We start from the raw sequence: 22,299 nt of genomic DNA, 5'->3' as shown, positions 1-22,299 counted from the left end.
TTATGGATTTCAGTTTTGTCTTAGACCCTTACTATATTGGGTTATTATTAAGCGGTTTATTGATGACACTTTTATTAGCTGTCATCTCTGTCGTATTCGGATCACTGCTCGGATTAATTCCAGCATTGATGCGATTATCGATTCATAAACCCTTAAATATTATCGGAACCAGTTATGTAGAACTCATTCGTGGGACACCACTACTGGTTCAAGTTTTATTGATTTATTCGTTTGTTAAATTGCCAGTAACACTCTTATTAGGCATCGACATGTCTTCGTTTGTACCAGGCATGTTAGCCCTGTTAATCAACTCGAGTGCATATGTATCTGAAATCATCCGTGGTGGGATTTTGTCTGTGGATAGAGGACAGACCGAAGCCGCTTTAAGTTTAGGGTTTACAAAAAATAAAACCCTTAGAGTGGTTGTTTTACCACAAGCCATCAAACACATCATTCCTGCCTTAGGTAATGAGTTTGTCACCATGATTAAAGAGACATCCATCTTCATGTATCTTGGGATTGCGGAATTGATGTACATGGCTTCCATGGTAAGAACTGGGACTTACGCAGTTAAAGAAACGTATATCGTGGTTGCGATTTTGTATTTTGCACTCACATTCCCAACGTCAAAGTTGATGGGAATGCTCGAAAGGAGACTTAAGAAATCCGATGCCAAATAATCTATTTGAAATTAAACATGTCTCTAAAGTCTTCAGTGACGGTACAATCGCTATCGATGATGTGAGTCTTATTTTAGAAAAAAACAAAGTCTATGTCATCATAGGCCCCTCAGGATCTGGTAAATCGACTTTGTTACGGACATTAAACTTAATGGAAAAACCTACTCAGGGACAAATTCTTAAATCAGGTGAAAATATTACTGACCCTCATTTTAAAATTGAAAAACACCGTGAACATGTGGGCATGGTATTCCAAAACTTCAACCTGTTTCCTCATATGACGGTGTTAGATAATATTAATAGTGCTCAAATTCACGTTTTAAAACGTCCATTAGAAGAAGCGACTCAAAACTCATTAGGTTTACTTGAACAAGTTGGTTTACTGGAGAAGAAACAACACTATCCAAACCAATTATCCGGTGGACAGAAACAACGTATCGCGATTGCGAGAGCTTTATCGATGCATCCAGAAGTGATGTTGTTTGATGAACCTACATCGGCACTTGACCCTGAAATGATTGGTGAAGTGCTTACTGTTATGAAGAAACTGGCTGAATCAGGTATGACGATGATTGTTGTAACCCATGAAATGGGGTTTGCAAAAGCATTTGCAGACGAAATCATCGTAATGGACAAAGGCAAGGTCATTGAACAGGGTACACCGGAAGCCATTTTTAATAACCCAAAAGAAATACGTACTGCAACCTTTTTGAAAAGTGTCTTGAATCCGTTATAATGGTTAAAGATGAGGAGGTCACCCATGATCATCTTATTTTCACCAGCTAAATCATTTCGAGTGATTGAACCTTCAACTGAAATTCCAATTTATACCAAAGAAACCTTAAAATTAGTAGAAGAACTTGCGTCTTGGGATGAACAAACCATAAAAAAACGATTTAAAGTCAGCGACGCACTCATTCCTGATGTAAAGGCATATTATCAAAATTTTAAAGACAATGTTGCCTATCATGCAATCGATTTATACTTTGGAGAATCCTTTAAAAAGTTAGATTCTACTACATTGAGTTCAAAAGCACGAATCTTCCTTCAAAATCATGTTTGGATTGTGGATGCGCTATACGGTTTAATTAGACCTTTGGAACCGATTAAACCATACCGTTTAGATTACACAATATCAGGTTTAAGCCTCAATTCATTGTGGCACAGTCACTATGAAAATCGGTTCAAAGGAGAGAATGAACCGATTCTCAGTTTAGCAAGTGACGAATTCACAGTGAAGATTAAACCGTTTGTTCCGGTTTACGAAGTACATTTTATCGATTGTAAAAATGGTGTTTGTAAAGCCATTTCTGTCTTTAATAAACAACAACGCGGGGCTTTATTACGACATATTGCCTTAAATGAAATTAATGATATTAAAGACCTACCTAAAGAGTTTAATGGGTATACACTCACTCAAAATGGGTTAGATTTGACCTATCAAAGAACCCTCTAATCTATTAAGGTCTCGCTTAAAAAACGTGCGACCTGTTTGACATCCTTATCTCCTCGACCTGAAAGGTTGATGACGAGGATGTTTTCTTTTGGTAAAGAAGGTGCTAGTTTTAAGGCGTATGCAACAGCGTGCCCCGATTCAATCGCAGGAATGATACCCTCTGTTTGGGTTAGTTTAATAAACGCATCCACGGCTTCTTGATCATTTATGGCTACATATTGAACTCGGTTGATGGATTCTAAATAACTGTGTTCTGGACCAACACCCGGATAATCGAGCCCAGCTGAGATGGAATATACTTCACTGATTGAACCATCTGGGTCTAATAACACTTTGGTTTGCATCCCATGGATGATGCCAGTTTGGCCTTTAGTCATTGTTGCGGCGTGACGTTTGGTATCGATGCCATCGCCGGCTGCTTCAACTCCGATGAGTTTAACACTTGGATTCTGAATAAAATCGTAAAATGCACCGATGGCATTCGAACCGCCACCGACACACGCGACCACGTAATCGGGTAATCTTTGTTCTTTTTCTTGAAGTTGTGCTTTAATTTCTTCACCAATGACCTTTTGGAATTCACGAACCATCGTTGGGTAAGGGTGGGGTCCAACGGCAGAACCGATCAGATAGAAGGTGTTTTCTAAATCATTTGCCCAGGTGATTAAGGCACTATCCACAGCCTCTTTAAGCGTTTTAAGGCCTTCTTCGACCACGACAACCTTCGCACCCAGCATCCGCATTCGATACACATTCAAACTTTGTTTTTCGACATCTACAGCCCCCATATGGATTTCACAGTCCATATTAAGTAACGCAGCAACGGTTGCAGTAGCAACCCCGTGCTGGCCAGCGCCTGTTTCCGCAATCAGTTTACGGATACCCATTCGCTTTGCGAGTAGAGCTTGACCCAATACATTGTTGATTTTATGTGCTCCTGTATGGTTTAAATCCTCTCGCTTTAGGAAGATTCGTGCACCACCCAAAGTTTCAGTAAGTCGTTTTGCCTCATAAAGTAAAGAGGGTCTACCTACATAATCTTTCAAGTATTCACGATAGGTTTGCATAAACATCGGATCTTGCATGGCCTCTTCATAGGCTTTTTCTACTTTTTTAACTGCTACTAAAATCTTTTCTGGGACAAATTGTCCCCCAAAACGTCCAAACTCCATCTTTGACCTTTCCTTAAAGTCTAAGAGTATTTGTATTTTTGGGTATAAAAAAAGAGCACGCGTTCGCTTGGGACGAAATGCTCGTGGTACCACCCAAATTTAGGAATTATTTTCCTCTTATTACAAAATACGCCATCATTGAAGACTTTAATATTTTTGCCTGATAACGTAGGCTACGGCATCGGATACTTTAATTTCCCCTAGCTTCTCCTGAGGCCATTCATTTGGTTATTAAGTATATGCATCTTTCACCACCATGCACTCGCTAAATACGTTTACCCAAATTACTCATCTCAATCATCGAATTAACACCATTATACGAAGGATGAAAGTAAAAATCAAGTGTCAAAATTTTACAATAAAGATGATATATGCATATCAAATCTGTATAATAGTAAGAAAGGGTGTGATAGGATGTCCAAAGCGTATGATCAAATTCATAAACTCGGAGATGCATTAAAGAAAGATCCAAATGTGTTGTGTTTATTAGGACTGGGTAGTATGTCGGAAACCACACGTGTTGATGACTATTCCGATATGGATTTTTTCTTAATTGTGGAAACAGGGTTAAAACAACACTACATCGATCATCTAGAATGGTTAACCATTGAACCGATTGTTTTCATATTCAAGAATACTGAAGATGGCTACAAAGTTTTGTTTAAATCTGGCGTATTTGCTGAATTCGCAGTATTTGAAAAAGAAGAACTCCCAAGCATTTCATTTACGACTGGACAAGTCATTTATAAGCATCGTGATTTTGATTTGTCTTGGATCATTCCTAAAAATGTACCGTCTCCTAAATACAGAAGCATAGAATATTTGGTTAATGAAGCATTGAGTAATCTCTATATTGGGCTTAAACGCGATTTAAGGGGTGAAAAAGCGAGTGCTTTTAGTTTCATTCAGGTTTATGCAGCAAGCTTAATTGCAGAGCTGTTACCTCGTGTATACAAAGATCACGTGATTTTAACCGACCCTTTCGTATTTGAACGACGTATTGAATTTAGAATCCTGGAAGCTGCATCGATACTATCTGAGATCAAACAAGGTTACAATCAAAATAAAGCCTCAGCAAAAGCAGCTCTCTTATTCTTAGAAACTCATTTTGAAGTCAATAAAGCGATGTCAGATGAGATTAATCATATGATTGAGTTCTTGTAATAAATGCTTAAGTATGCAAGTATTTACCGGCACTTTGTATTGTTTGGTATAATATAGCTACATCATACTAAAGGAGTATTATCGCATGTTAAGTCTTGTACTACAAAAACAAAAAAGCATCAAATATGTTTCATCGTTGATCATCTACAGTGGATTTTTCCTCGTTATTTATTTTTTACTGGATAATCTAAATGGTGGTTACACTAAAATGTCTGATACCTATGGCAATGGACTAGTGGCAGTGAACATCATACTCAATATCGTCATGGCAATTTTATCCGCACTCATGTTCAATTTATCAAGTGCACTGGTTGACCTTACCAAAAAAGAAGGAAAAGGCACCTTCATGACCATGATTTCAGTCCTATTTGGTGTCTTAACCTATGGCTGTACTTCCTGTGTTATCGCATTTTTCACCGTTATTGGAATTACCTTTTCTGTTGCGGTTTTACCGTTAGCAGGACTACCTTATAAACTCATATCATTAGCCCTTTTATTTGTGGGTTTTTGGTGGTTAATTCGTGAAATTCGAAAAAGCCAATGTAAATTATAGAATAAAATTTAAGGAGGCGATTGGATGCAACTCTACTATCAAACAGACGTTAGTTTCATGACTGCTTTTCTATTGTTATTGATATCGATCATCGCACATTTTCGTTTGAATCAAAAAGATACCGTATCTAAAGCTTACTTAATCACTGCGTGGATTATCATTTTTGTACTCATCGTAGAAGCATATACGATTATCATTGATGGAAAAAATGATGCCTTTACAGTAAGTTTATCGATGGTACTAAATACACTGTTGTTCTTAGTAGGCCCCATCATCACTCTATTGTGGTTTTACCTGATTCGATCTATGTTTGCACCAACATTCAAAAAGAATAGTCTAAGACATGTGTTTATTTTTCTTCCACAGTTACTCAACATAATACTTGTTTTATCTAACCCATGGACAAAATTCATCTTTTCGATAGAAAATGGGCTCTATACCCGTCAATCAGGTTATTTATTGGTAACCATATCGATCTATTTTTATGTATTAATGTCTGTTGGTACAGTGGTTCAAAATTGGAAAACCATCAGTAAACAAAATCTCATCATCCTCATGGTTTCAACGGCCTTACCGATTTTTGGAGGCATCATTCAAGCAGCATACTATGGGATACTTACAATATGGCCAAGTGTTGGCTGTGCCCTCATCTTACTCTATTTATTCCTTCAGCAACGCGTCATCCACTTAGATCATCTTACCCACGCTTGGACTCGTGAAACATTTTTCTTACACATTAATCGCTTGTTTAAACAGCGAAATACTGAACCAGCGGATGTCCTATATTTCGATTTGAATGATTTAAAGGCCATCAATGACAATTATGGACACCATGCTGGTGACATAGCACTAAAAACAGTTGTGAGTATTGTCAAAGAAGAATTGCCTAGTGATGCCATTGTTGCTCGACTAGGTGGAGATGAATTCATCGCATTTATGTCTGTGAAACACTCGATTGACATGAAAGTTTATGTGACAAGTATTAAAGCCAAATTGGATGCTATCAATCAAGAGAAAACTCTAGAATTTCCCTTGAGCTTAGCTTTTGGGTATGGGCGGTTCTTTGGTTCGTATGATCAATTCGATAAGTTTATGAATCAGTTAGATAAGGATATGTATATCGATAAAAGAAACATGAAGAAGTCTTTCTAGACTTTTTCTTTTTTTCTTAAGAAAAAATCTCAGAAATATGATAAAATCATTTTGCACACTTAAAAGGGGGAAATGATTTGAACAAATCCCTACAAGACGAAATTAAAGCAAGCTATATGAGCAAAAATGCTCAACAACTCGCTAAAGATTCGCTCGAAAACTTAAGAATGGTGTCACTGGTATCGCTTTTTATTTGCGGTATTTTTACCATTATTGGTTTAACAATTTTCGGTGAAAATTACTTTTTGTATGTTGGATTAGTCTACATTTATTGTCTATTGATTGTGTTCACTTACAGCACAGATCGTATGATTAAAACGAATCGTATTAAACCTAAACACGTATATCATTTAATCTTAACATTCCTTATTGGCATGTCATTAGGGTTGATTTTCATCAATACCTTCATTTTAAGGGATATACCACCAGTTTTTTTCAATCTATTCATGGTACTTTATCCAATATTATTTATATTAAAGGAAAGAGACTTGATTCTTTATCAAGTTGGTTCTGCAACGCTCTTTTTAGTAATTAGCTTCTTATATCATGACCGTTCATTTTATCTTTTTCAAATGGATGTGTTCCTAATCGTCACGGGATTATTAATTGGAATACCAGTCAATATAATGGTACTAAAACTTCGTCGTCGTGAACTATATATGAAAGAATTATTTGTCGCTTATAGCCATCTCGATGAACTGACCAAACTACCAAATCGAAGAGCATTTAACCTCCATATTGAAGCTTTGTTTAAGTTTAATAAAGAAAATAACATTCCACTGGGCATCGCTTTATTCGATGTGGATGACTTTAAACTTTTTAATGATAATCATGGGCATTTGGAGGGGGACAGTATTCTAGAAAAATTGGCTACACTCATTCAAACACAAGTGGATCGTGACACCTTTTTCGCCCGTTTCGGTGGTGAAGAATTTATCGGTGTCTTCTCAGGTCAAACTATCGAAGTCATCCGTAGAAAACTAGATAATATTAAGTTAAACCTCGATAATCTGAACATATGGAATAAATATACCAATCGTAAACTGACGATTTCAATTGGTCTATGTTACTTAACCGATTTATCTCAAATTACTTATATGAAGTTAATTGATAACGCAGACATTGCACTTTATAAGTCCAAGATTTATGGTAAAGACAAAATTGAACTCTACACTGAAGGATAAAAGCACACTGGTCGGTGTGCTTTATTGTTTCATCAGATAATATTCAATGATAGCTTGAGTTCCCGAGTCTAAGTGGGATTCACTAAGGTAAGTATAGATTTGTTGAGCCTGTTTTAATAACGGTAGAGGTGTAACCATCTCTTCTAAAGCAAGACTTAAATCTTTTAAGAAGTGCTTCACATAGAAACCTGGTTTGTAGTCTTTATGTATCATCTTAGGGCCGTTATTGATGGCTTGCCACGAAGCAGCAGAACCAGCAGATATAACTTGTAACATCGAATCTAAATCTAAGTGATGATCGTTTGCGAATGAGAGTGCTTCAGCAATTCCCATTAGGTTGCCTGCGATACAAATTTGGTTGGCCAGTTTTGCGTATTGACCAGACCCAGCAGAACCCATATAAGTGATTTTTTTAGTCATGGTTTCAAGTAACGGTTTAACGCTTTGATAAGCCTTTTCATCGCCACCAACCATCATCGATAATGTACCGTTGATTGCACCAATATCGCCACCAGTTACAGGGGCGTCTAGTAAGGTTAATCCTAATGTATCTGCCTCCCTCGCTAATCTACTGGCCAGTTTTGGAGAAGAAGTTGTCATGTCAATGAAAATTGCCTTCTTCTTGGCGTATTTAAAGCTTTCAAAAAGCACACTTTCGACTTCGGATGGATAACCTACGATACTGAAGACAATGTCTTTATCTTTGACCAATTCCTCAAGACTATTAGTAACTTCAAATTCTTCACTTAAATGCTTAATTTTATCGAAAGTCCGGTTATAAATTGAAATTGGATACCCAGTTTTCTTTAAATGACGTACCATGGGTAAACCCATGATTCCGATACCTATAAATCCAATCTTCATGTTAAAAATCTCCTTTTTTTAATAAAAAATATCCATTCATACATGGTCTTTTGACCCTGAGTATGGTATACTTACACTTAGATTATAATAGAATGATAGAGGATAAATCAATGAGAGAAATTAAGCAAATCAAATGTAGTGAATGTCAAAATACGTATTATGACGATCAAGACACCTGTCCATTTTGTGGACACAAAACCCGCGTTTCAACCTTTGATACGGAAACTAAAACAGAAACGTTAGAATCCAATCCGAATAATTCTCAATCTGAGGCTAAAAAGAATAATCAATTAAGCGAACAAGATATCATTATCTTAGTCGTTCTCGCGATTGTATTTTGGCCAGCAGCCCTAATCTTCTTACTTGTTAAACTTAAAAAGTAGGTGAATTGCATGAAGGTATTTATTCAACCAAAAGTATTAGACAATTTATACATCGAAAAGCTTAAATCGACTTTTCCAAAAATCCTGTTTACAGATCAAATCGATCCCAATATCGAAGCAGTGATTATGTATCCTGCATTTATGAACAAAGCGAATTTATCTATTTTACCACGCCTTCGTTTCGCTCAATCCCTTATGGTCGGATATAACCAAGTGGATATTCAAGCGATTAAAGATAAAGGTATCCAATTCGCTAATGCGAAAGATGTCTACGCCATTACGATTGCTGAAGATATCATTACTAAAATCTTAGTATTAAACCGTAATGTGAAGAAGTATATCCGTCAAATGGATGAAGCGATTTGGAAACCACACCGTTTTGAACCTGAAATTTATGGGTCAACCGTAGGATTCTTGGGTTCTGGTTCACTCGCCAGTGCTGCGGCGGTTCGCTTAAAAGCATTTGGGGCTAAAGTCATCAGTTATCGCAAATCCGATTTACCCAATCCGATGTTTGATGAGACCTATTTCGGCGACTCAGGATTAAAAACAGTTTTACAAAAAAGTGATTATATTGTCATAACACTCCCACTCAATGAATATACCAATCGGTTGATTGATCAAGAAAAACTGTCTTGGATGAAAAAAGATGCGGTATTAATTAACGTAGGACGTGGTGAAGTGGTTGATCAAGACGCGCTTATAGAAGCTTTACAAAATGGTCAAATTCGCGGGGCTGGATTGGATGTCATGACCCCAGAACCTCTACCAAAAGAATCCCCTCTATGGAAAATGGATAACGTATTTATTACACCCCATAATGCGCCATCAAGCCCTTATATGATGTCGCGTTTATACGATTTAATTGAAGAAAATCTCAAACGCTTTATCGAGAACAAACCCCTTAAAAATATCGTTACTTTTTAGGAGTTATTATGGAAGAATACACAGAAGACTTATCGATTGATCAAAAGTTGATTTTGGATGAACTTCTCGCTCACGTTGAAAAACGAACTCAATTAAAACCGGTCATTCAGTATTCTTTACCGGCGTTTAAAATCACGAACGATGTTGTGATTGCTTTTGACATCACAGCGACTTATTTGGGTTTATATACCACCGATAACGAAAGCATCCAACATGCAAAAGGGCGACTCAAAAACGCCATTTTTGGTGTGACTTCCATCAAAGTTGACCGCACCAGTCGAGAGGCCATTGAAGCCGTAAAGGATATCTGTGATGAAATCATCATGCGTTACCGCGTGTTTAATTCCAAAGCTTTAATCGAAGCTTTGGATGATAAAAACCCAGAATATAGCGAACAAGCGTTCTTGAAATTGATGGATTTATTGGAAGAAAATGAAATTGCCGATATCGATTATCTCTTCTTGTTGAGACACCCTAAACGAAACTATATCTCGTTTGGTATACAGCTATTATCCAAAAGTCTGAAATATGACTCCAAGAATAAGTACGATGGCTACCTCAATGAGTATTTCGAATTACTGAACTTACCCTATTTTACAACCATCATTGAAGTCATCGATAGTTGTCAAACTTGGATTCGTTACAAACCCTATATGAAACAAACCATTAAGAATCATTTAAAAACATTGGACATATCTTATTTTAAAGATACCCAGCAAGATAAAATCAAAGTTGAAATTGAGAAAATCCTTCAACTTTAAAGGAACCCTATGAAAACCATCGAAATCAAACAAATTAATACCCAAGGCTACGCGGTAGTTGAGTTAGACAATCAAGTATTTACCCTACCTAACTTACTCGTAGGTGAAAAAGTCCAAGTTGATCATACGACTCAAGGTTTGACCGTTGTCAAACGCCTAACTGATAGCCCAAACCGTGTTTCGGTACGCTGCCCAAAATTTGATACTTGTGGCGGTTGTCAACTCATGCACATGAGTTACACAGACCAACTCAAACTCAAACAACAACAAATCGTTGAGTTGTGTTCAAAGTATCAATTAGAAACGAATGTATTAGACCCAATTGGTTCAAAAGAACCATTTAATTACCGCAACAAAATCCAAATGACCTTTAGGGAACACAAAGGTAAGATTGTTGCGGGACTGTATGAAGAAAATACCCATAAAGTCGTCAATATCAATGATTGTGATATTCAAGACAAAGTGGCTAATCAAATCATCAATACATTTAAAGTGTTAATGAAAAAACACAAAATAACACCTTACGATGAAGACAAAAGAACCGGAATCATCCGTCATGTCATGGTTAAAAGAAGTATCGAAACCAAACAAATCTTAGTAGTCATCATCACCCCTTCACAAATCTTCCCTGGTCGTAATAACCTAGTTAAAGACCTCATGATTGCACACCCAGATATTACTTCAATTGTGCATAACATCAATGACCGTAAAACATCCATTGTACTTGGAGAAGTATCAAAAGTCATTACCGGTAAAGGGTATATTGAAGATATCCTCATGGGCAAGCGCTTTATCATTGGTCCTAAGACTTTTTATCAAGTGAATGCTCACCAAACAGAAGTCTTATATAACCAAGTCTTGAAGGTGTTAAAACCAAATAAAAATGATGTGGTTTTAGATGCTTATGCCGGTATCGGAACCATCGGGATGATGTTGAGTGATCACGTCAAAACAGTAATGTCGGTAGAAATCAATAAGGAATCTGTTAGAAACGCAGTAAAAAATGCTGAAATCAATGGTGTTAAAAACATTGAGTTTGTCGCGATGGATGCGAAAGACTACATGCTTCATCTAGTTGAACAAAAAATGAAACTAGACGCAGTGATTGTAGACCCACCAAGATCGGGCTTAGATTTAGAGTTCGTGAAAGCCATTCAAGTCTTAAGACCAAAGAAGATGGTTTACATCTCTTGTGACCCTGAAACCTTAGTTCGAGATTTAAAACAACTATCTCGATCTTATCAAATCGGTGATATCCAGCCCGTTGACATGTTCTCACAGACTTACCACATCGAAAACGTCGTGTTGCTTACACTAAAAACAGCTTAACAAAAGCTTCAAAAAAAATAAGAAGCATTCAAGCCCTAAAATGGGGTAAATGCTTCTTTTTTTTGTTTTATGAAAATGTTAAATTATACACTTGTATCGGTATTTTTAATCAATTTATGAGCGGACAGTACAGATTTATCAAAGAATCCTTGCGTGTCTTTATTAGTGAGTTTAAGATAAAACTCAAACCGAGATAGGACATCTTTTAGAGAAACAAACACCTCATCTAAAATGTCCAATGCCACTAATTGATTTCGGTAGGCAAGAACATGTTTATGGTCTTGAGCAACCGTTAATCTAACCTCTTCTAATTTAGGGAAGTCTTTTGTTAAGTAGACTGCCATCATTTTATCCCAACCATCAATTAATAGCCGGTCTTGATAGAGTAAGGGTTCCAAACTCTGTCTTTGATAATCAATAACTCTTGACTGCATGACTAAATCGACGTTTTTCCCAACAACATCCAAAGGGTCTTGTTGAATCGAATTGAGACGTTCCATCACTTTAAGAATCCCTTCTTTACCCTTTAAAGTGATCGTTGGTATTGATCATATGGTATTTAACTAACAGTGTTTGAGCTTCCTCTTTAGTTAGAACTTTAATAATTATATAAATTTCCTCAGCACGCTAGAGGTGACCTTTATATCAGGATTTCACGTAATGTATCTCAATAATTATAGCATGTATTTAAAGGTGTACGATAATCGTTTTATAGGTCATGATTAGATTTTAAACCGTACATCATGCAAATTATTGTATACCAAACCGAATGATAGTATATGTGTTTCTAAAAGCTCCATAATTTTATGGTTGAAAGCGCGCTTACAAGCTACAAATGCCATCCGGTTTATCTATAAGGATTTTGTTATCATCAACTGCAACTATCTGTTGCGTGACAAACGTTTAAATACCCGATAAAATGAAAGTGTAGGAGGTAAAGTTATGATTGATCCGAATAAAGTTGGGTCCAAAATTGCGTCGTATCGAAAAGACTTAGCACTCACACAAGATGATTTGGCCAATCGCTTGAATGTGACAAGACAAGCTTTGTCGAAATGGGAAACCGGACTCAGCTTACCCTCAATCGAGGGTATCGTATCGCTTTGTCAACTATTTAAGGTGCCTGTTGAAGATTTACTGTGTTTAAATGAAACCTCAAAAATAGAAGAATCGAATCTCTTTTTAAACCACAGTCGTGATTATGTCGTTAACCAAATTTGTAAAGGTGCAGTAGAGATAAATATTCCGGATACCCTCTATTTATTTTCACCTATCGAACGTCTTCAAATATTGAAAGCGATCAAGGAACACAAAATCACCTGTAATCTATCACAATTACGCGTAAAACTGACCACAAGCGAAGTAAAATATGTATTTAATTCCCTACCTAAAGGAGGCAGAAAACCATGATTTTAAAGAAAATGATTGTTAATGGACAAGAAATCCATGTCCAAATTAGTACAGATGAAGCGAGAAAATACCCGGATAAAGAGTCATTGCTCTTCACTGAAGAACATGAAAAAGAGGCGTTTATGGAAAGCCTCACTCAAGAAGAACCCCCAAGATTTAGATCTAAACGCCATCGTTTAATTCAAATGTTACCGTTTATGGATGAAGAAACCATTCATGAACTCGTCCAAAAAATTCTCGATGAAGGTGAACTCGAAGGTCTCGACATCGCAGCGATTCTCCCGTTTGTCGAAGAAGAAGACGCTGGATTATTGTTTAAAAAGGCATTAAGCGGACAGTATCCCAATTTAAACCCAATGATGATTGCACCATTTGTGGATGATTCAGATCTATCCTTCGTTGTGGATGCATATATTGAAGGCAGTCTCAATGAGAAAACACTCGATGGTTTATATCCGTTTTTAGAAGAAGATGACCTTAAAAGACTGTTCAAGCATATCTTAAGTCAAAAATAAGAAAATGCCGATGCATATCGGCGTTTTTTTTGAGTCATCTTAAATGAAGAATACAATAAAATCGATTATAATAACCCTATAAAGGATGTGATAAATTGAAACAGATAACGAAAGAACGTAAAGAAGTTTTACTTGAAATCCTTAAAAATCGATTTAAACAAAATCTCAAACGTCATCCAGATATAACTTGGGAAGACGTTTTGAAAAAACTTATTTCTAAGGATGCTTTATTATGGTCCATTGATCAAATGGAACTCACAGGCGGAGAACCCGATATACTTTCAATCAATTCAACCATGTTTGTTGTCGACTTTTCAAAAGAGTCGCCTTCAGGTAGACGTAGTTTATGCTATGATCAAAAAGCATTGGATGCGAGAAAGCAGTTTAAACCTGAAAACTCTGCTATGAATATGGCTAGTCAAATGGGCATAAAGATGTTAACGGATGAAATGTATGTTATCCTTCAATCCTTAGGTGATTTTGATACTAAAACCTCATCCTGGTTACTAACCCCAGAAGCGATTCGTGATTTAGGAGGAGCCCTATTTGGAGATAAACGCTACAAACAAACTTGGTTCTATCATAATGGTGCGGATTCTTACTATAAAGACCGTGGTTTTAGAGGCTACATTGAATTGTAATAAGTATGTAAAATGAAAGTGTAGAGAAATCAACATTTCGCTATATTGTGTATAATTAAGGTATTAAGACAAGAAGAGGGGAAACCATGATTGACGTTCTGTTTGTTTGTATTCACAACTCAGCGAGAAGCCAAATGGCTGAAGCCTATTTAAACACACTGGGGAAAGGCTTATTCCATGCGGAAAGTGCTGGGCTAGAACCTGGTAAACTCAATCCGAATGTAGTTAAAGTGATGGCACAAGATGGGATTGACATCAGCATGAATCGAACCAAATCCACATTTGACATGCTAAAAAAAGGCACCAGATATACCTATGTTGTTACGGTTTGTGATGAAGCAAGTGGTCAAAGATGTCCGATTTTTCCTGGTGTGCTCAAAACTTTCCATTGGAATATCTCAGACCCTTCAGCACTCAAAGGCGATTATGACACCATTTTGCCAGATCTAATCCGAATTCGAGATGAGATTAAAACCCGCGTTCAAAATTTCATTCTAGAATATGAAGTGTTCGCGAAAACCCGTAAGTAAGAGACCCAAACGGTCTCTTTATTTTTGATCCAATCGGATATTCTAAAGACAAACAGCATGCTTTTTGATATAATACCCGTGAAAGTGAAGTGCATCACATGAAAACTACCCTTTGTTGGTCAGCTTTTGACCTATTAAACAGAGAGAATCAAACTAAAGTTAAAGAAACCATCGAAGAGGGTAACCTCATCATATTTCCAACAGAAACTGTATATGGCATTGGTGCGAATGGTTTAAATCCAGAAGCTTCAAAAAGAATCTATCAAGCAAAAGGTAGACCGTCAGATAACCCACTCATTTTACATATCGGTGACCGAAACGACGTGTACCGTTATGTACGATTTGTGAATCTTGAAGCAGAAAAACTGATGGATGCGTTTTGGCCAGGACCGTTAACCATGGTATTCGAAAAAAATGAATCTGTACCTTTTGAAACCACAGGGGGACTAAATACAGTCGCGATTCGTTTTCCAAAGAATGAAATTGCCCAAACACTCATTAGAATAGCCGGGGTTCCCATTGCAGCACCTTCTGCAAACCTATCTGGTAAACCCAGTTCAACCTTATTTGAACATGTCTACGACGATTTCAATGGCCGTGTCGATATCATTATTGACGGGGGCCCATCTGAAATCGGACTTGAATCCACAGTCATCGATATGACATCAGATATTCCAACCATTTTAAGACCTGGATTTGTCACTAAAAAAATGATTGAAATGGTTTTAAAACACCCTGTTTTAGATGCTTCTGATACAAAGCCAACTGGTAAAGTCAAATCACCTGGGATGAAATATACGCATTACAAGCCCAAAGGAGACGTCTTATTGATTAGAGGACCGATTGAAGCGATGGTTAACTATGTTCATGAACAACTAAAACGTCATCAAGGTCATACAGTAGCAATCATTTGTGAAACTGAATATAAACACTTATTTACTGTCCCTGTTCGTGCTTTAGGGTCTAAGGAAAACCCATTAGAAATGGCTCATAACTTGTTCTCAGCCTTAAGAGACATGGATAAGGACCAAGTTGAATACATCTACATTCACTATTTGAACAAGGATGAACTCGGTTATGCTTTGATGAACCGTTTAGAAAAAGCAGCTGGCTATCAAATTATGGATTTATAAGCAATCTAATTTGTTATTAAATGTATTCGTCATAGAATAAAGCCAAGGAGGAGGTCATTATGAAACTACAAAAAAATGTGGGCTCTATTGACAAATTGGTTCGATATGGCATCGCAGCAGTTTTAGTCATCGTTGGGATTCTATTGTGGAATACATTGGCCGCATTATCGGTCGTACTCTTCGTATTCGCAGTTGTTTTAAGTCTAACTGCTTTGTTTAGCTTTTGTGGACTATATTCCCTTTTTGGTATCAACACCTGTAAATTAGAAAAGAAATAATTATTCGAGAAATAATGACAGAAATGCGCATTATTTCTTTTTTTAGGAGAAAACAATGATCTTAGTCACGCTCACCCAATCCGAATTGAATGAAAGCCCCATCGGAACTTCATTATTAAAAAAAGGTCCATTTATTCACGCATCGACAATAGATCTTTTTGATCGTATTTTACATAAGTTCATCGGTCGTGGGGACCTCTTTTTGATTGGTATCGATGAGTCGAAATTAGAAAGTCCTTGTCAATATGAAGATAAAAACAACAATCAGTTATTTTACCCACATATTTATGGTCCAATCAACCCCTCTGCGATTTTGTGGCAAATTCCATTAGTGATCAAAGACAATCAAATTGTTTGGCCAATTGGGGTTGCACCTCATTTTGAGGAATGAAATTGGTTTGATAAAATAGAATCAAATACCAATGGAGGTTTATTTATGAAAACCAAAGATTTATCCCATTTATCGCCCTTACAATTTCGTGTGACTCAACAAAACGGTACGGAACCTGCCTTTCAAAATGAATACCATGATAATAAAAAAGAAGGATTATATGTCGATATCGTCGATGGAACCCCTCTATTTACATCCAAAGATAAGTTTGATTCAGGCTGTGGTTGGCCAAGTTTTTCGAAACCAATTAATCCAGACTTAGTAGTTGAAAAGAAGGATTATAGTCATCGGATGTTTCGAATTGAAATTCGTAGTAAAGAAGCTGACAGTCATTTAGGACACGTATTTGATGATGGTCCGAGAGCTTTGGGTGGCTTACGTTATTGCATAAACTCAGCTTCACTTAAGTTTATCCCGCTTGAAGAACTAGAGGCGGCTGGATATGGTGAATACCTTAAATTGTTCAAATGAAAAGGCCAATCGGCCTTTTATTTTTCGATAAATACTTGATTATCTACGATTTTAGTAGTGTATGTAGTCGTACTTTTGGTGGGTAGTTTAAAGAATGCAAAATGGGCTTTCTCTTCAATAGTACCGGTTTTTATATTGATTTTAGCACCATGTCCTCTACAGGTAACTGTGCCTCCTTCAGGGTCATACTTACCTTGTACTAATGAAACACCCAAATGTGGACAACGGTCTTTGATGGCATATACGGTACCATTTTGATATAAAAATAGTATTGCCTCTTGATCAATCATAATACGCAATTTCAAAGCTTCTTTTAAGACACTTAATTCACAAGCATATTGTAGCATCTCAATCACCTCTTAATCGTATTATAGCCTTGTTAGTGAAATAGTTCAAAAAAAATGTCGCTAAACGGTGTGAACTTTAGTATATATACTAATAAAAATGCGAATACGTTTTCACTAGTTTTATACTTTACCACGATGTAGTGATAAAGTATAATGAGAACCATAACAGATAAAGGAAGGGTTTTATACATGAAAAAATGGTTTGTTTTATTAATGCTCCTTGTGAGTACAGCACTCTTAGCTGCTTGTCAAAATACCAAGACAGATTTAGAATACATAGAAGATAAGGGTACATTCGTATTAGGCTACACCGATTTTCCACCAATGGGATTTTTAGAAGATGGCGAACCCACAGGGTTTGATATCGAGATTGCGAAACTGGTGTTCGAACGTATAGGCGTTAAATTAGAATTGCGCTACATTGACTGGGATGCGAAAGTGGTTGAACTTAAGTCCAAACGCATTGATGCGATTTGGAATGGCTTAACGATTACCGATGAACGTAAACTCGAAATGACCTTCTCGAAACCGTATTTTGATAACAATTTGATTATCATTTCAAAAACAGGTTCTAACTTGAATACAATTGAAGATCTCGCTAATAAAAACATTGGGGTTGAAAATAGTTCGTCTGCAGATATCTCTGTATCGAAAAATACAGTTATCACTGGTAGTGTTAAAGAAATGAAGAAGTATAATACATCCTCAGAAGCGATTCTCGCAATGAATGCTGGATTTGTGGACGCGGTGATTGTAGATGAAATCTATGCGCGTTATGTGGTCATGAAAAACAATAATCAATATCAAATTGGTTCTGCAATCATCGGTAGTGAACAATATGGCATTGGGTTCCGTTTAGAAGATGAAGCCCTTCGTGACCGTGTGGATGCGATTTTAGATGAACTTTATGAAAAACAATTGATTCAACCGATTTCGATTAAGTACTTTGGTGTGAACTTATTTATTCGTGGGTGATGGCATACTTATTAGAGGTTTTTCAATACTTACTAGAAGGGTCTAAGACAACCCTTTTAGTCTTTTCTATGACGCTATTGTCGATACCTCTCGGCTTGTCCCTAGCAGTCATTCGAAAACTCAATATCTCTTTTATTAATCGAATCATTGATTTATATACTTTGGTTGTCAGGGGGACCCCATTATTATTACAACTGTTCTTTGTTGTATATGGCTTACCAATCCTCTTTGGTAGTTTCTTCTTATTTGATGAAATGGTTGGGGCAGTTTTGACTTTTATCCTCAATTACACAGCCTATTTCATTGAAATTTTTAGAGGGGGCATGAATGCTATACCTAAAACACAATATGACGCCTCTAAAGCACTTAACTTAAATCGATATCAAATGTATCGTTATGTGATTTTACCGCAAACAATTCACAAAACATTACCTTCAATCGCGAATGAAATGATTACATTGGTTAAAGATACAGCACTTGTGAGTGCGGTCGCAATCTCCGATATTTTAAGAAATACCCGTGAGACCGTCAGCCAAGACTTCCGTGTTGAAGCATACTTTATTGCTGTGGTATTATATTTAGCCTTCACTTATGTTATTGTCAATTTATTTAAAATCATCGAGAAAAAACGTCTTGTTGCTTATGGGGTGAACTAAATGTTACTAGAAGTCAAATCTTTATTTAAATCCTATAAACAAGTTCAAGCTGTGAGCGATGTGAGTTTTACCCTAGACCGTGGGGACGTTTTGAGTATCATCGGACCTTCTGGATCTGGTAAAAGTACGTTACTAAAACTGATTGCGAACTTAGAATCTAGTAGTAGTGGCGACATCCTAATCTTAGGAGAATCGATTCAAGGGTTAGAGAAGAAGCGTAAACAGTTCCTATATCAAAAAATGGGATTTATCTTCCAAGATTTTGCCTTATTTGATCACATGACTGTCAAAGAAAATCTCGAACTGGCGCCTAGATTGGTCTATAAGAAAGATAAAAATGAATTATCAAATGAAACCGACAGACTTTTAAAATTGGTAGGACTTTTGGATAAGAAAGACAGTTATCCAATTACATTATCTGGGGGTCAAAAACAACGTATTGCGATTGCGAGAGCCCTCGCAACCCAGCCAGAAATCTTATTATTTGATGAACCCACTTCCGCTCTTGATGTAAAGTCAATCGACGATTTAGTTGAGATCATTTTAAAACTCAAGGCAGACAATATCGGTATCCTAATTGTGACCCACGACTTACGATTTGCGAAAATGGTGTCATCAAGGTTGCTTTTTATGAAAAATTCGAGTATCATTTTCAGTGAAAACATTCAAAACATCGATAATTTAGATGGCATATTTGATGATTTTCTGAAGTGAGGTCCTAGTCGTGTCGAAACTGAAGAGCCCTATAAATGATGTTTTATTTCAAAATATCCTAAAACTCGAAACACTTGAAGAGGTGTATGCGTTTTTTGAAGATTTGTGTACCATCAAAGAAGTTGAATCGATGGCACAGCGTTTACAGGCTGCACAACTCTTACTACAAGGGAAAACCTATGAGCAAATCATTCAGGAAACCCACATCAGTTCAACGACCCTCAGTCGTGTTTCTACCTGTGTCCGTTATGGATCCGGTGGTTATGCGAGAGTCTTACTCAAAAATCCGAAGAAATAAAATTTTTATAACGGGAATGAAGTGCTCCCTTAGTCTATGACTTAAACCGCGTTAGCTGATGACTTCTACAACATTTTTGTTGTAGGAGTCTTTCTTTTTGGAGGTTCTATGTTATTATCCCTAGGTTTAGCCCTATTGATGGGGTTGTCGTTCGCTTGGCTTTGTAAAAAAATGAATCTACCCAGTTTGGTTGGATTCATCTTAACTGGTATTTTGTTAGGACCTTATATACTTGATTTAATGGATGATAGTCTAATGGGGATATCTAAAGATTTAAGAACCATATCGCTCTTAATCATTTTATTAAGAGCAGGTCTATCTTTAGATATTCAAAAACTATTGAAACAAGGAAAAACAGCCTTGTTTTTAACCTTTGTTCCAGCAACCTTTGAGATCCTTGGGACCTTATTATTTACTCAGTATGTGTTTGGTTGGAGTTGGATGGATGGATTTATATTAGGAACCATTCTAGCGGCGGTTTCACCCGCTGTCATTGTACCACGTATGATTCAGTTAATTGAATCACACTTAGGAACCAAAAGAGGTATACCTCAAATGATTATGGCTGGAGCCTCTGCAGATGATATTTATGTCATTTTATTATTTACCGTGGGATTAGCCTTAAAACAAACCAATAGTTTTGATTTTAGAGTTGTTGCTTGGTTACCTATAGAAATTTTGCTTGGGGCTTTGTATGGTTTTCTATTAGGTAAAGTCTTAGTGATCTTATTTCAAAAGTATCATATGAGAGATACTATCAAAGTACTCATTATCATCGGTTTGTCTTTAGTTTTATACGCATTAGAAAATTATCATTACTCTGGCTTAATTGCTGTTGTTTCGATGGCTTTAACCATACATCAAGTATATCCGGTGTTAGCAAATCGCCTAGTGAAAAAGTACGAGAAAATCTGGGTATTCATGGAAATGTTATTATTTATCCTAATTGGAGCACTATTGGATATTACAATTATCCCTAAAATTATTGTTCCTGGACTCAGTTTAATTGGTTTTGTTTTAGTATTCAGATTACTAGGGGTTTACATCAGTACGTCAAAATCGAATATTACGATTAAAGAAAAGCATTTTATGGCTTTATCGTATATCCCAAAAGCAACGGTTCAAGCCTCCATTGGTGCAATCCCATTGGCTTTAGGTCTATCTCACGGGGTAGAGATACTAGGTATCGCAGTGATTGCCATTTTGGTGACAGCCCCATTTGGAGCATTCCTAATCGACCAAGCAAAAACACATCTTTTGACCTATGAAAATAGATCCTGAAAAGGGTCTTTATTCAAAAAATGTGGTCTCGAATTCGATTTTTCTAATTTCGTTCAAAAAGTAACTAAAAGTGAAGTTTTTTTCTTTACATTTTAAGCCGTTGGAGTATAATGTGGCTAGAATCTCAAATGATAACCAAAGGCAACCCATTTTAAATGACAATTAACAAAATTTTCATCGTTATGGTGATGATTCTGATCGGTGCGATTGTCAAACAAAACCGGGGCCGTTTGACGAATATGAACGACTTTAAAACGAAAGGGGGGGACCACACATGCAAGCTAAGAAACCAGCACCACAAGCAGCTAAACCAGCAGCTCAACCAGTTAAACCACAAGCAGCTCAACCAGCTAAACCTTCAACAGCAAAACCAGCACCTAAAAAATAGTTAGGTAAATAAACGGTCTAAACACCACCATGTGAGTAAGCGAACGCTTATTCACATGTTTTTGTTTTATAACACTGTATTTGGATGATAAACAGTTCAAGAACAAGCATCAAATATGTAAATTTGGATAATAAAGTATCAAAAGAAGGCTTCCTATATTCATTATGCATCGGATTGTTGGTATTTGGGACACCCATCTCGGTTGCCTCACTCGTGATCACTTGTCGGATTTGTGCCCCGTTTTTCACCTTGAATACACCTATTCTTAAGGATGTTGGATTTTGTAACCCTTTTTTACTGGTAAAAGGAAATCGATTTCATTATAATAGAGATGTAAAGATTGAGGTGACTAACTATCTAATGTCAAGCGATATTTACAGATAAATACTAAAAACCTCCCGAACAACAAAAAAATGGAGGTATGCTTACAATTATGGATGATTATTATTTAATCGCCACAGATTTAATAATAAGCTATTGTAGTTTACTTGAATCGTAATCGAGTTGGTTTGTTTCTATATGATGAATGATTCGAACTAACTTCTTAGCTAAATGAACGAGTGCTACTCGATGATGTTTACCTTCCTGTTTTTTCTTTAAATAATAGTCGTAAAACACAGGATTGTGAATCATGATGGTCATACAA

The 22,299-nt window shown here is 36.6% G+C and carries 29 protein-coding genes, 1 riboswitch and 1 other annotated feature; of the genes, 25 read left to right on the top strand and 4 right to left on the bottom strand.

The features are described 5' to 3' along the window. The first annotated feature begins 2 nt into the window (after window positions 1-2). From N7603_RS07790 to N7603_RS07780, 3 genes are read left to right on the top strand one after another with little or no spacing between them, the layout of a single operon-like run. On the top strand, window positions 3-680 hold the full coding sequence (locus tag N7603_RS07790) for an amino acid ABC transporter permease (RefSeq protein WP_262096869.1): 678 nt from the start codon (window positions 3-5) through the stop codon (window positions 678-680). Further along, window positions 670-1,416, top strand: coding sequence for an amino acid ABC transporter ATP-binding protein (locus N7603_RS07785; RefSeq protein ID WP_262096868.1), 747 nt, complete (start codon window positions 670-672; stop codon window positions 1,414-1,416). The genes N7603_RS07790 and N7603_RS07785 overlap by 11 nt, the downstream gene beginning before the upstream one ends. A gap of 24 nt (window positions 1,417-1,440) precedes the next feature. After that, window positions 1,441-2,136, top strand: a complete 696-nt coding sequence (locus N7603_RS07780) for a YaaA family protein (RefSeq protein ID WP_262096867.1) — start codon at window positions 1,441-1,443, stop codon at window positions 2,134-2,136. On the opposite strand, the gene trpB is transcribed toward N7603_RS07780, so the two are convergent. Then, complete coding sequence (gene trpB, locus N7603_RS07775) at window positions 2,133-3,308, bottom strand: tryptophan synthase subunit beta (protein WP_262096866.1); 1,176 nt, start codon at window positions 3,306-3,308, stop codon at window positions 2,133-2,135. The two genes, N7603_RS07780 and trpB, sit on opposite strands and share 4 nt — an antisense overlap. A 65-nt stretch (window positions 3,309-3,373) precedes the next feature. After that, window positions 3,374-3,618 (bottom strand) — a binding site (T-box leader). Between the two features lie 104 nt (window positions 3,619-3,722). Here trpB and N7603_RS07770 point away from each other — a divergent pair. The 4 genes from N7603_RS07770 to N7603_RS07755 all read left to right on the top strand — a co-directional run bounded on the left by N7603_RS07770 (window position 3,723) and on the right by N7603_RS07755 (window position 7,361). Continuing rightward, on the top strand, window positions 3,723-4,472 hold the full coding sequence (locus tag N7603_RS07770; RefSeq protein WP_262096865.1) for a hypothetical protein: 750 nt from the start codon (window positions 3,723-3,725) through the stop codon (window positions 4,470-4,472). Window positions 4,473-4,557: 85 nt separating this feature from the next. Next, on the top strand, window positions 4,558-5,025 hold the full coding sequence (locus N7603_RS07765; protein ID WP_262096864.1) for a hypothetical protein: 468 nt from the start codon (window positions 4,558-4,560) through the stop codon (window positions 5,023-5,025). 24 nt (window positions 5,026-5,049) lie between these two features. Next, window positions 5,050-6,177: a GGDEF domain-containing protein gene (locus N7603_RS07760; RefSeq protein ID WP_262096863.1), complete on the top strand. Its 1,128-nt coding sequence runs from the start codon at window positions 5,050-5,052 to the stop codon at window positions 6,175-6,177. Between the two features lie 77 nt (window positions 6,178-6,254). Then, the gene (locus N7603_RS07755; protein ID WP_262096862.1) at window positions 6,255-7,361 is read left to right on the top strand and encodes a GGDEF domain-containing protein; all 1,107 of its coding nucleotides are present in this window, start codon (window positions 6,255-6,257) and stop codon (window positions 7,359-7,361) included. Between the two features lie 21 nt (window positions 7,362-7,382). Here the strand turns inward: N7603_RS07755 and N7603_RS09045 are convergent, their stop codons facing one another. Further along, window positions 7,383-8,234 (bottom strand): NAD(P)-dependent oxidoreductase, encoded by an 852-nt coding sequence (locus tag N7603_RS09045; RefSeq protein ID WP_308699554.1) that lies wholly within the window; start codon window positions 8,232-8,234, stop codon window positions 7,383-7,385. A gap of 101 nt (window positions 8,235-8,335) precedes the next feature. Here N7603_RS09045 and N7603_RS07745 point away from each other — a divergent pair, with 101 nt between their 5' ends. The 4 genes from N7603_RS07745 to rlmD are packed head-to-tail and all read left to right on the top strand — an operon-like array spanning window position 8,336 to window position 11,625. After that, complete coding sequence (locus N7603_RS07745) at window positions 8,336-8,608, top strand: hypothetical protein (protein WP_262096860.1); 273 nt, start codon at window positions 8,336-8,338, stop codon at window positions 8,606-8,608. A 9-nt stretch (window positions 8,609-8,617) separates the two neighbouring features. After that, window positions 8,618-9,535: a D-2-hydroxyacid dehydrogenase gene (locus tag N7603_RS07740; protein WP_262096859.1), complete on the top strand. Its 918-nt coding sequence runs from the start codon at window positions 8,618-8,620 to the stop codon at window positions 9,533-9,535. An 8-nt stretch (window positions 9,536-9,543) separates the two neighbouring features. Beyond that, entirely contained in the window at window positions 9,544-10,296 is a 753-nt protein-coding gene (locus tag N7603_RS07735; protein WP_262096858.1) for a hypothetical protein, read from the top strand. Window positions 10,297-10,305: 9 nt separating this feature from the next. Next, window positions 10,306-11,625 (top strand): 23S rRNA (uracil(1939)-C(5))-methyltransferase RlmD, encoded by a 1,320-nt coding sequence (rlmD, locus tag N7603_RS07730; RefSeq protein WP_262096857.1) that lies wholly within the window; start codon window positions 10,306-10,308, stop codon window positions 11,623-11,625. Window positions 11,626-11,708: 83 nt separating this feature from the next. On the opposite strand, the gene N7603_RS07725 is transcribed toward rlmD, so the two are convergent. Then, a complete protein-coding gene (locus N7603_RS07725) occupies window positions 11,709-12,125 on the bottom strand; it encodes a DNA glycosylase AlkZ-like family protein (RefSeq protein WP_262096856.1) in 417 nt (138 codons plus the stop codon). A gap of 442 nt (window positions 12,126-12,567) precedes the next feature. On the opposite strand from N7603_RS07725, the gene N7603_RS07720 reads away from it, so the two are divergent. From N7603_RS07720 to msrB, 8 genes are all read left to right on the top strand, one after another. Beyond that, window positions 12,568-13,035 (top strand): helix-turn-helix transcriptional regulator, encoded by a 468-nt coding sequence (locus N7603_RS07720; RefSeq protein ID WP_262096855.1) that lies wholly within the window; start codon window positions 12,568-12,570, stop codon window positions 13,033-13,035. Then, window positions 13,032-13,550: a hypothetical protein gene (locus N7603_RS07715; protein ID WP_262096854.1), complete on the top strand. Its 519-nt coding sequence runs from the start codon at window positions 13,032-13,034 to the stop codon at window positions 13,548-13,550. Before N7603_RS07720 ends, N7603_RS07715 begins: the two co-directional genes overlap by 4 nt. A 95-nt stretch (window positions 13,551-13,645) precedes the next feature. Continuing rightward, entirely contained in the window at window positions 13,646-14,191 is a 546-nt protein-coding gene (locus tag N7603_RS07710; RefSeq protein WP_262096853.1) for a DUF4256 domain-containing protein, read from the top strand. 86 nt (window positions 14,192-14,277) lie between these two features. Beyond that, a complete protein-coding gene (locus N7603_RS07705; RefSeq protein WP_262096852.1) occupies window positions 14,278-14,721 on the top strand; it encodes an arsenate reductase ArsC in 444 nt (147 codons plus the stop codon). Window positions 14,722-14,819: 98 nt separating this feature from the next. Continuing rightward, entirely contained in the window at window positions 14,820-15,854 is a 1,035-nt protein-coding gene (locus N7603_RS07700) for an L-threonylcarbamoyladenylate synthase (protein WP_262096851.1), read from the top strand. A gap of 59 nt (window positions 15,855-15,913) precedes the next feature. After that, complete coding sequence (locus N7603_RS07695; RefSeq protein ID WP_262096850.1) at window positions 15,914-16,132, top strand: YgaP family membrane protein; 219 nt, start codon at window positions 15,914-15,916, stop codon at window positions 16,130-16,132. Window positions 16,133-16,187: 55 nt separating this feature from the next. After that, window positions 16,188-16,523 carry a DUF952 domain-containing protein gene (locus N7603_RS07690; RefSeq protein WP_262096848.1) on the top strand — a complete coding sequence of 112 codons (336 nt, stop codon included), beginning with the start codon at window positions 16,188-16,190 and terminating at the stop codon, window positions 16,521-16,523. A 45-nt stretch (window positions 16,524-16,568) separates the two neighbouring features. Continuing rightward, window positions 16,569-16,994, top strand: coding sequence for a peptide-methionine (R)-S-oxide reductase MsrB (gene msrB, locus N7603_RS07685; protein ID WP_262096847.1), 426 nt, complete (start codon window positions 16,569-16,571; stop codon window positions 16,992-16,994). A gap of 17 nt (window positions 16,995-17,011) precedes the next feature. Here msrB and N7603_RS07680 read toward each other — a convergent pair whose 3' ends face one another. Then, window positions 17,012-17,341: a Rieske (2Fe-2S) protein gene (locus N7603_RS07680; RefSeq protein ID WP_262096846.1), complete on the bottom strand. Its 330-nt coding sequence runs from the start codon at window positions 17,339-17,341 to the stop codon at window positions 17,012-17,014. A gap of 189 nt (window positions 17,342-17,530) precedes the next feature. Here N7603_RS07680 and N7603_RS07675 point away from each other — a divergent pair, with 189 nt between their 5' ends. The 6 genes from N7603_RS07675 (at window position 17,531) to N7603_RS09115 (ending at window position 21,653) form a co-directional block, all read left to right on the top strand. Next, the gene (locus tag N7603_RS07675) at window positions 17,531-18,316 is read left to right on the top strand and encodes an amino acid ABC transporter substrate-binding protein (RefSeq protein WP_262096845.1); all 786 of its coding nucleotides are present in this window, start codon (window positions 17,531-17,533) and stop codon (window positions 18,314-18,316) included. Then, window positions 18,316-18,972, top strand: a complete 657-nt coding sequence (locus N7603_RS07670; RefSeq protein ID WP_262096844.1) for an amino acid ABC transporter permease — start codon at window positions 18,316-18,318, stop codon at window positions 18,970-18,972. The genes N7603_RS07675 and N7603_RS07670 overlap by 1 nt, the downstream gene beginning before the upstream one ends. Then, entirely contained in the window at window positions 18,973-19,686 is a 714-nt protein-coding gene (locus tag N7603_RS07665; RefSeq protein ID WP_262096843.1) for an amino acid ABC transporter ATP-binding protein, read from the top strand. It abuts the gene before it with no gap. A gap of 10 nt (window positions 19,687-19,696) precedes the next feature. Then, window positions 19,697-19,984: a YerC/YecD family TrpR-related protein gene (locus N7603_RS07660; protein WP_262096842.1), complete on the top strand. Its 288-nt coding sequence runs from the start codon at window positions 19,697-19,699 to the stop codon at window positions 19,982-19,984. Window positions 19,985-19,987: 3 nt separating this feature from the next. Next, window positions 19,988-20,059, top strand: a riboswitch (Fluoride riboswitch). A gap of 33 nt (window positions 20,060-20,092) precedes the next feature. Next, entirely contained in the window at window positions 20,093-21,265 is a 1,173-nt protein-coding gene (locus N7603_RS07655) for a cation:proton antiporter (protein WP_262096841.1), read from the top strand. Between the two features lie 274 nt (window positions 21,266-21,539). Next, window positions 21,540-21,653 (top strand): poly granule associated protein, encoded by a 114-nt coding sequence (locus N7603_RS09115; protein WP_373425394.1) that lies wholly within the window; start codon window positions 21,540-21,542, stop codon window positions 21,651-21,653. The last annotated feature ends 646 nt before the right edge of the window (window positions 21,654-22,299 follow it).

The organism is Paracholeplasma vituli (assembly GCF_025446935.1).
GTDB classification, from domain to species: domain Bacteria; phylum Bacillota_I; class Bacilli_A; order Acholeplasmatales; family UBA5453; genus Paracholeplasma; species Paracholeplasma vituli.
This window is presented reverse-complemented; position numbering and strand designations above follow the sequence as displayed.

Coding starts and splice junctions, on each gene's coding strand:
- N7603_RS07725 (WP_262096856.1), bottom strand. CDS start 12,125: ATGGAACGTCTCAATTCGATTCAACAAGACCCTTTGGATGTTGTTGGG.
- N7603_RS07705 (WP_262096852.1), top strand. CDS start 14,278: ATGATTGACGTTCTGTTTGTTTGTATTCACAACTCAGCGAGAAGCCAA.
- N7603_RS07770 (WP_262096865.1), top strand. CDS start 3,723: ATGTCCAAAGCGTATGATCAAATTCATAAACTCGGAGATGCATTAAAG.
- N7603_RS09115 (WP_373425394.1), top strand. CDS start 21,540: ATGCAAGCTAAGAAACCAGCACCACAAGCAGCTAAACCAGCAGCTCAA.
- N7603_RS07780 (WP_262096867.1), top strand. CDS start 1,441: ATGATCATCTTATTTTCACCAGCTAAATCATTTCGAGTGATTGAACCT.
- N7603_RS07675 (WP_262096845.1), top strand. CDS start 17,531: ATGAAAAAATGGTTTGTTTTATTAATGCTCCTTGTGAGTACAGCACTC.
- N7603_RS07700 (WP_262096851.1), top strand. CDS start 14,820: ATGAAAACTACCCTTTGTTGGTCAGCTTTTGACCTATTAAACAGAGAG.
- N7603_RS07785 (WP_262096868.1), top strand. CDS start 670: ATGCCAAATAATCTATTTGAAATTAAACATGTCTCTAAAGTCTTCAGT.
- N7603_RS07735 (WP_262096858.1), top strand. CDS start 9,544: ATGGAAGAATACACAGAAGACTTATCGATTGATCAAAAGTTGATTTTG.
- N7603_RS07695 (WP_262096850.1), top strand. CDS start 15,914: ATGAAACTACAAAAAAATGTGGGCTCTATTGACAAATTGGTTCGATAT.
- N7603_RS07670 (WP_262096844.1), top strand. CDS start 18,316: ATGGCATACTTATTAGAGGTTTTTCAATACTTACTAGAAGGGTCTAAG.
- N7603_RS07715 (WP_262096854.1), top strand. CDS start 13,032: ATGATTTTAAAGAAAATGATTGTTAATGGACAAGAAATCCATGTCCAA.
- N7603_RS07690 (WP_262096848.1), top strand. CDS start 16,188: ATGATCTTAGTCACGCTCACCCAATCCGAATTGAATGAAAGCCCCATC.
- N7603_RS07760 (WP_262096863.1), top strand. CDS start 5,050: ATGCAACTCTACTATCAAACAGACGTTAGTTTCATGACTGCTTTTCTA.
- trpB (WP_262096866.1), bottom strand. CDS start 3,308: ATGGAGTTTGGACGTTTTGGGGGACAATTTGTCCCAGAAAAGATTTTA.
- N7603_RS07680 (WP_262096846.1), bottom strand. CDS start 17,341: ATGCTACAATATGCTTGTGAATTAAGTGTCTTAAAAGAAGCTTTGAAA.
- N7603_RS07740 (WP_262096859.1), top strand. CDS start 8,618: ATGAAGGTATTTATTCAACCAAAAGTATTAGACAATTTATACATCGAA.
- N7603_RS07765 (WP_262096864.1), top strand. CDS start 4,558: ATGTTAAGTCTTGTACTACAAAAACAAAAAAGCATCAAATATGTTTCA.
- N7603_RS07655 (WP_262096841.1), top strand. CDS start 20,093: ATGTTATTATCCCTAGGTTTAGCCCTATTGATGGGGTTGTCGTTCGCT.
- N7603_RS07720 (WP_262096855.1), top strand. CDS start 12,568: ATGATTGATCCGAATAAAGTTGGGTCCAAAATTGCGTCGTATCGAAAA.
- N7603_RS07665 (WP_262096843.1), top strand. CDS start 18,973: ATGTTACTAGAAGTCAAATCTTTATTTAAATCCTATAAACAAGTTCAA.
- msrB (WP_262096847.1), top strand. CDS start 16,569: ATGAAAACCAAAGATTTATCCCATTTATCGCCCTTACAATTTCGTGTG.
- rlmD (WP_262096857.1), top strand. CDS start 10,306: ATGAAAACCATCGAAATCAAACAAATTAATACCCAAGGCTACGCGGTA.
- N7603_RS07745 (WP_262096860.1), top strand. CDS start 8,336: ATGAGAGAAATTAAGCAAATCAAATGTAGTGAATGTCAAAATACGTAT.
- N7603_RS07790 (WP_262096869.1), top strand. CDS start 3: ATGGATTTCAGTTTTGTCTTAGACCCTTACTATATTGGGTTATTATTA.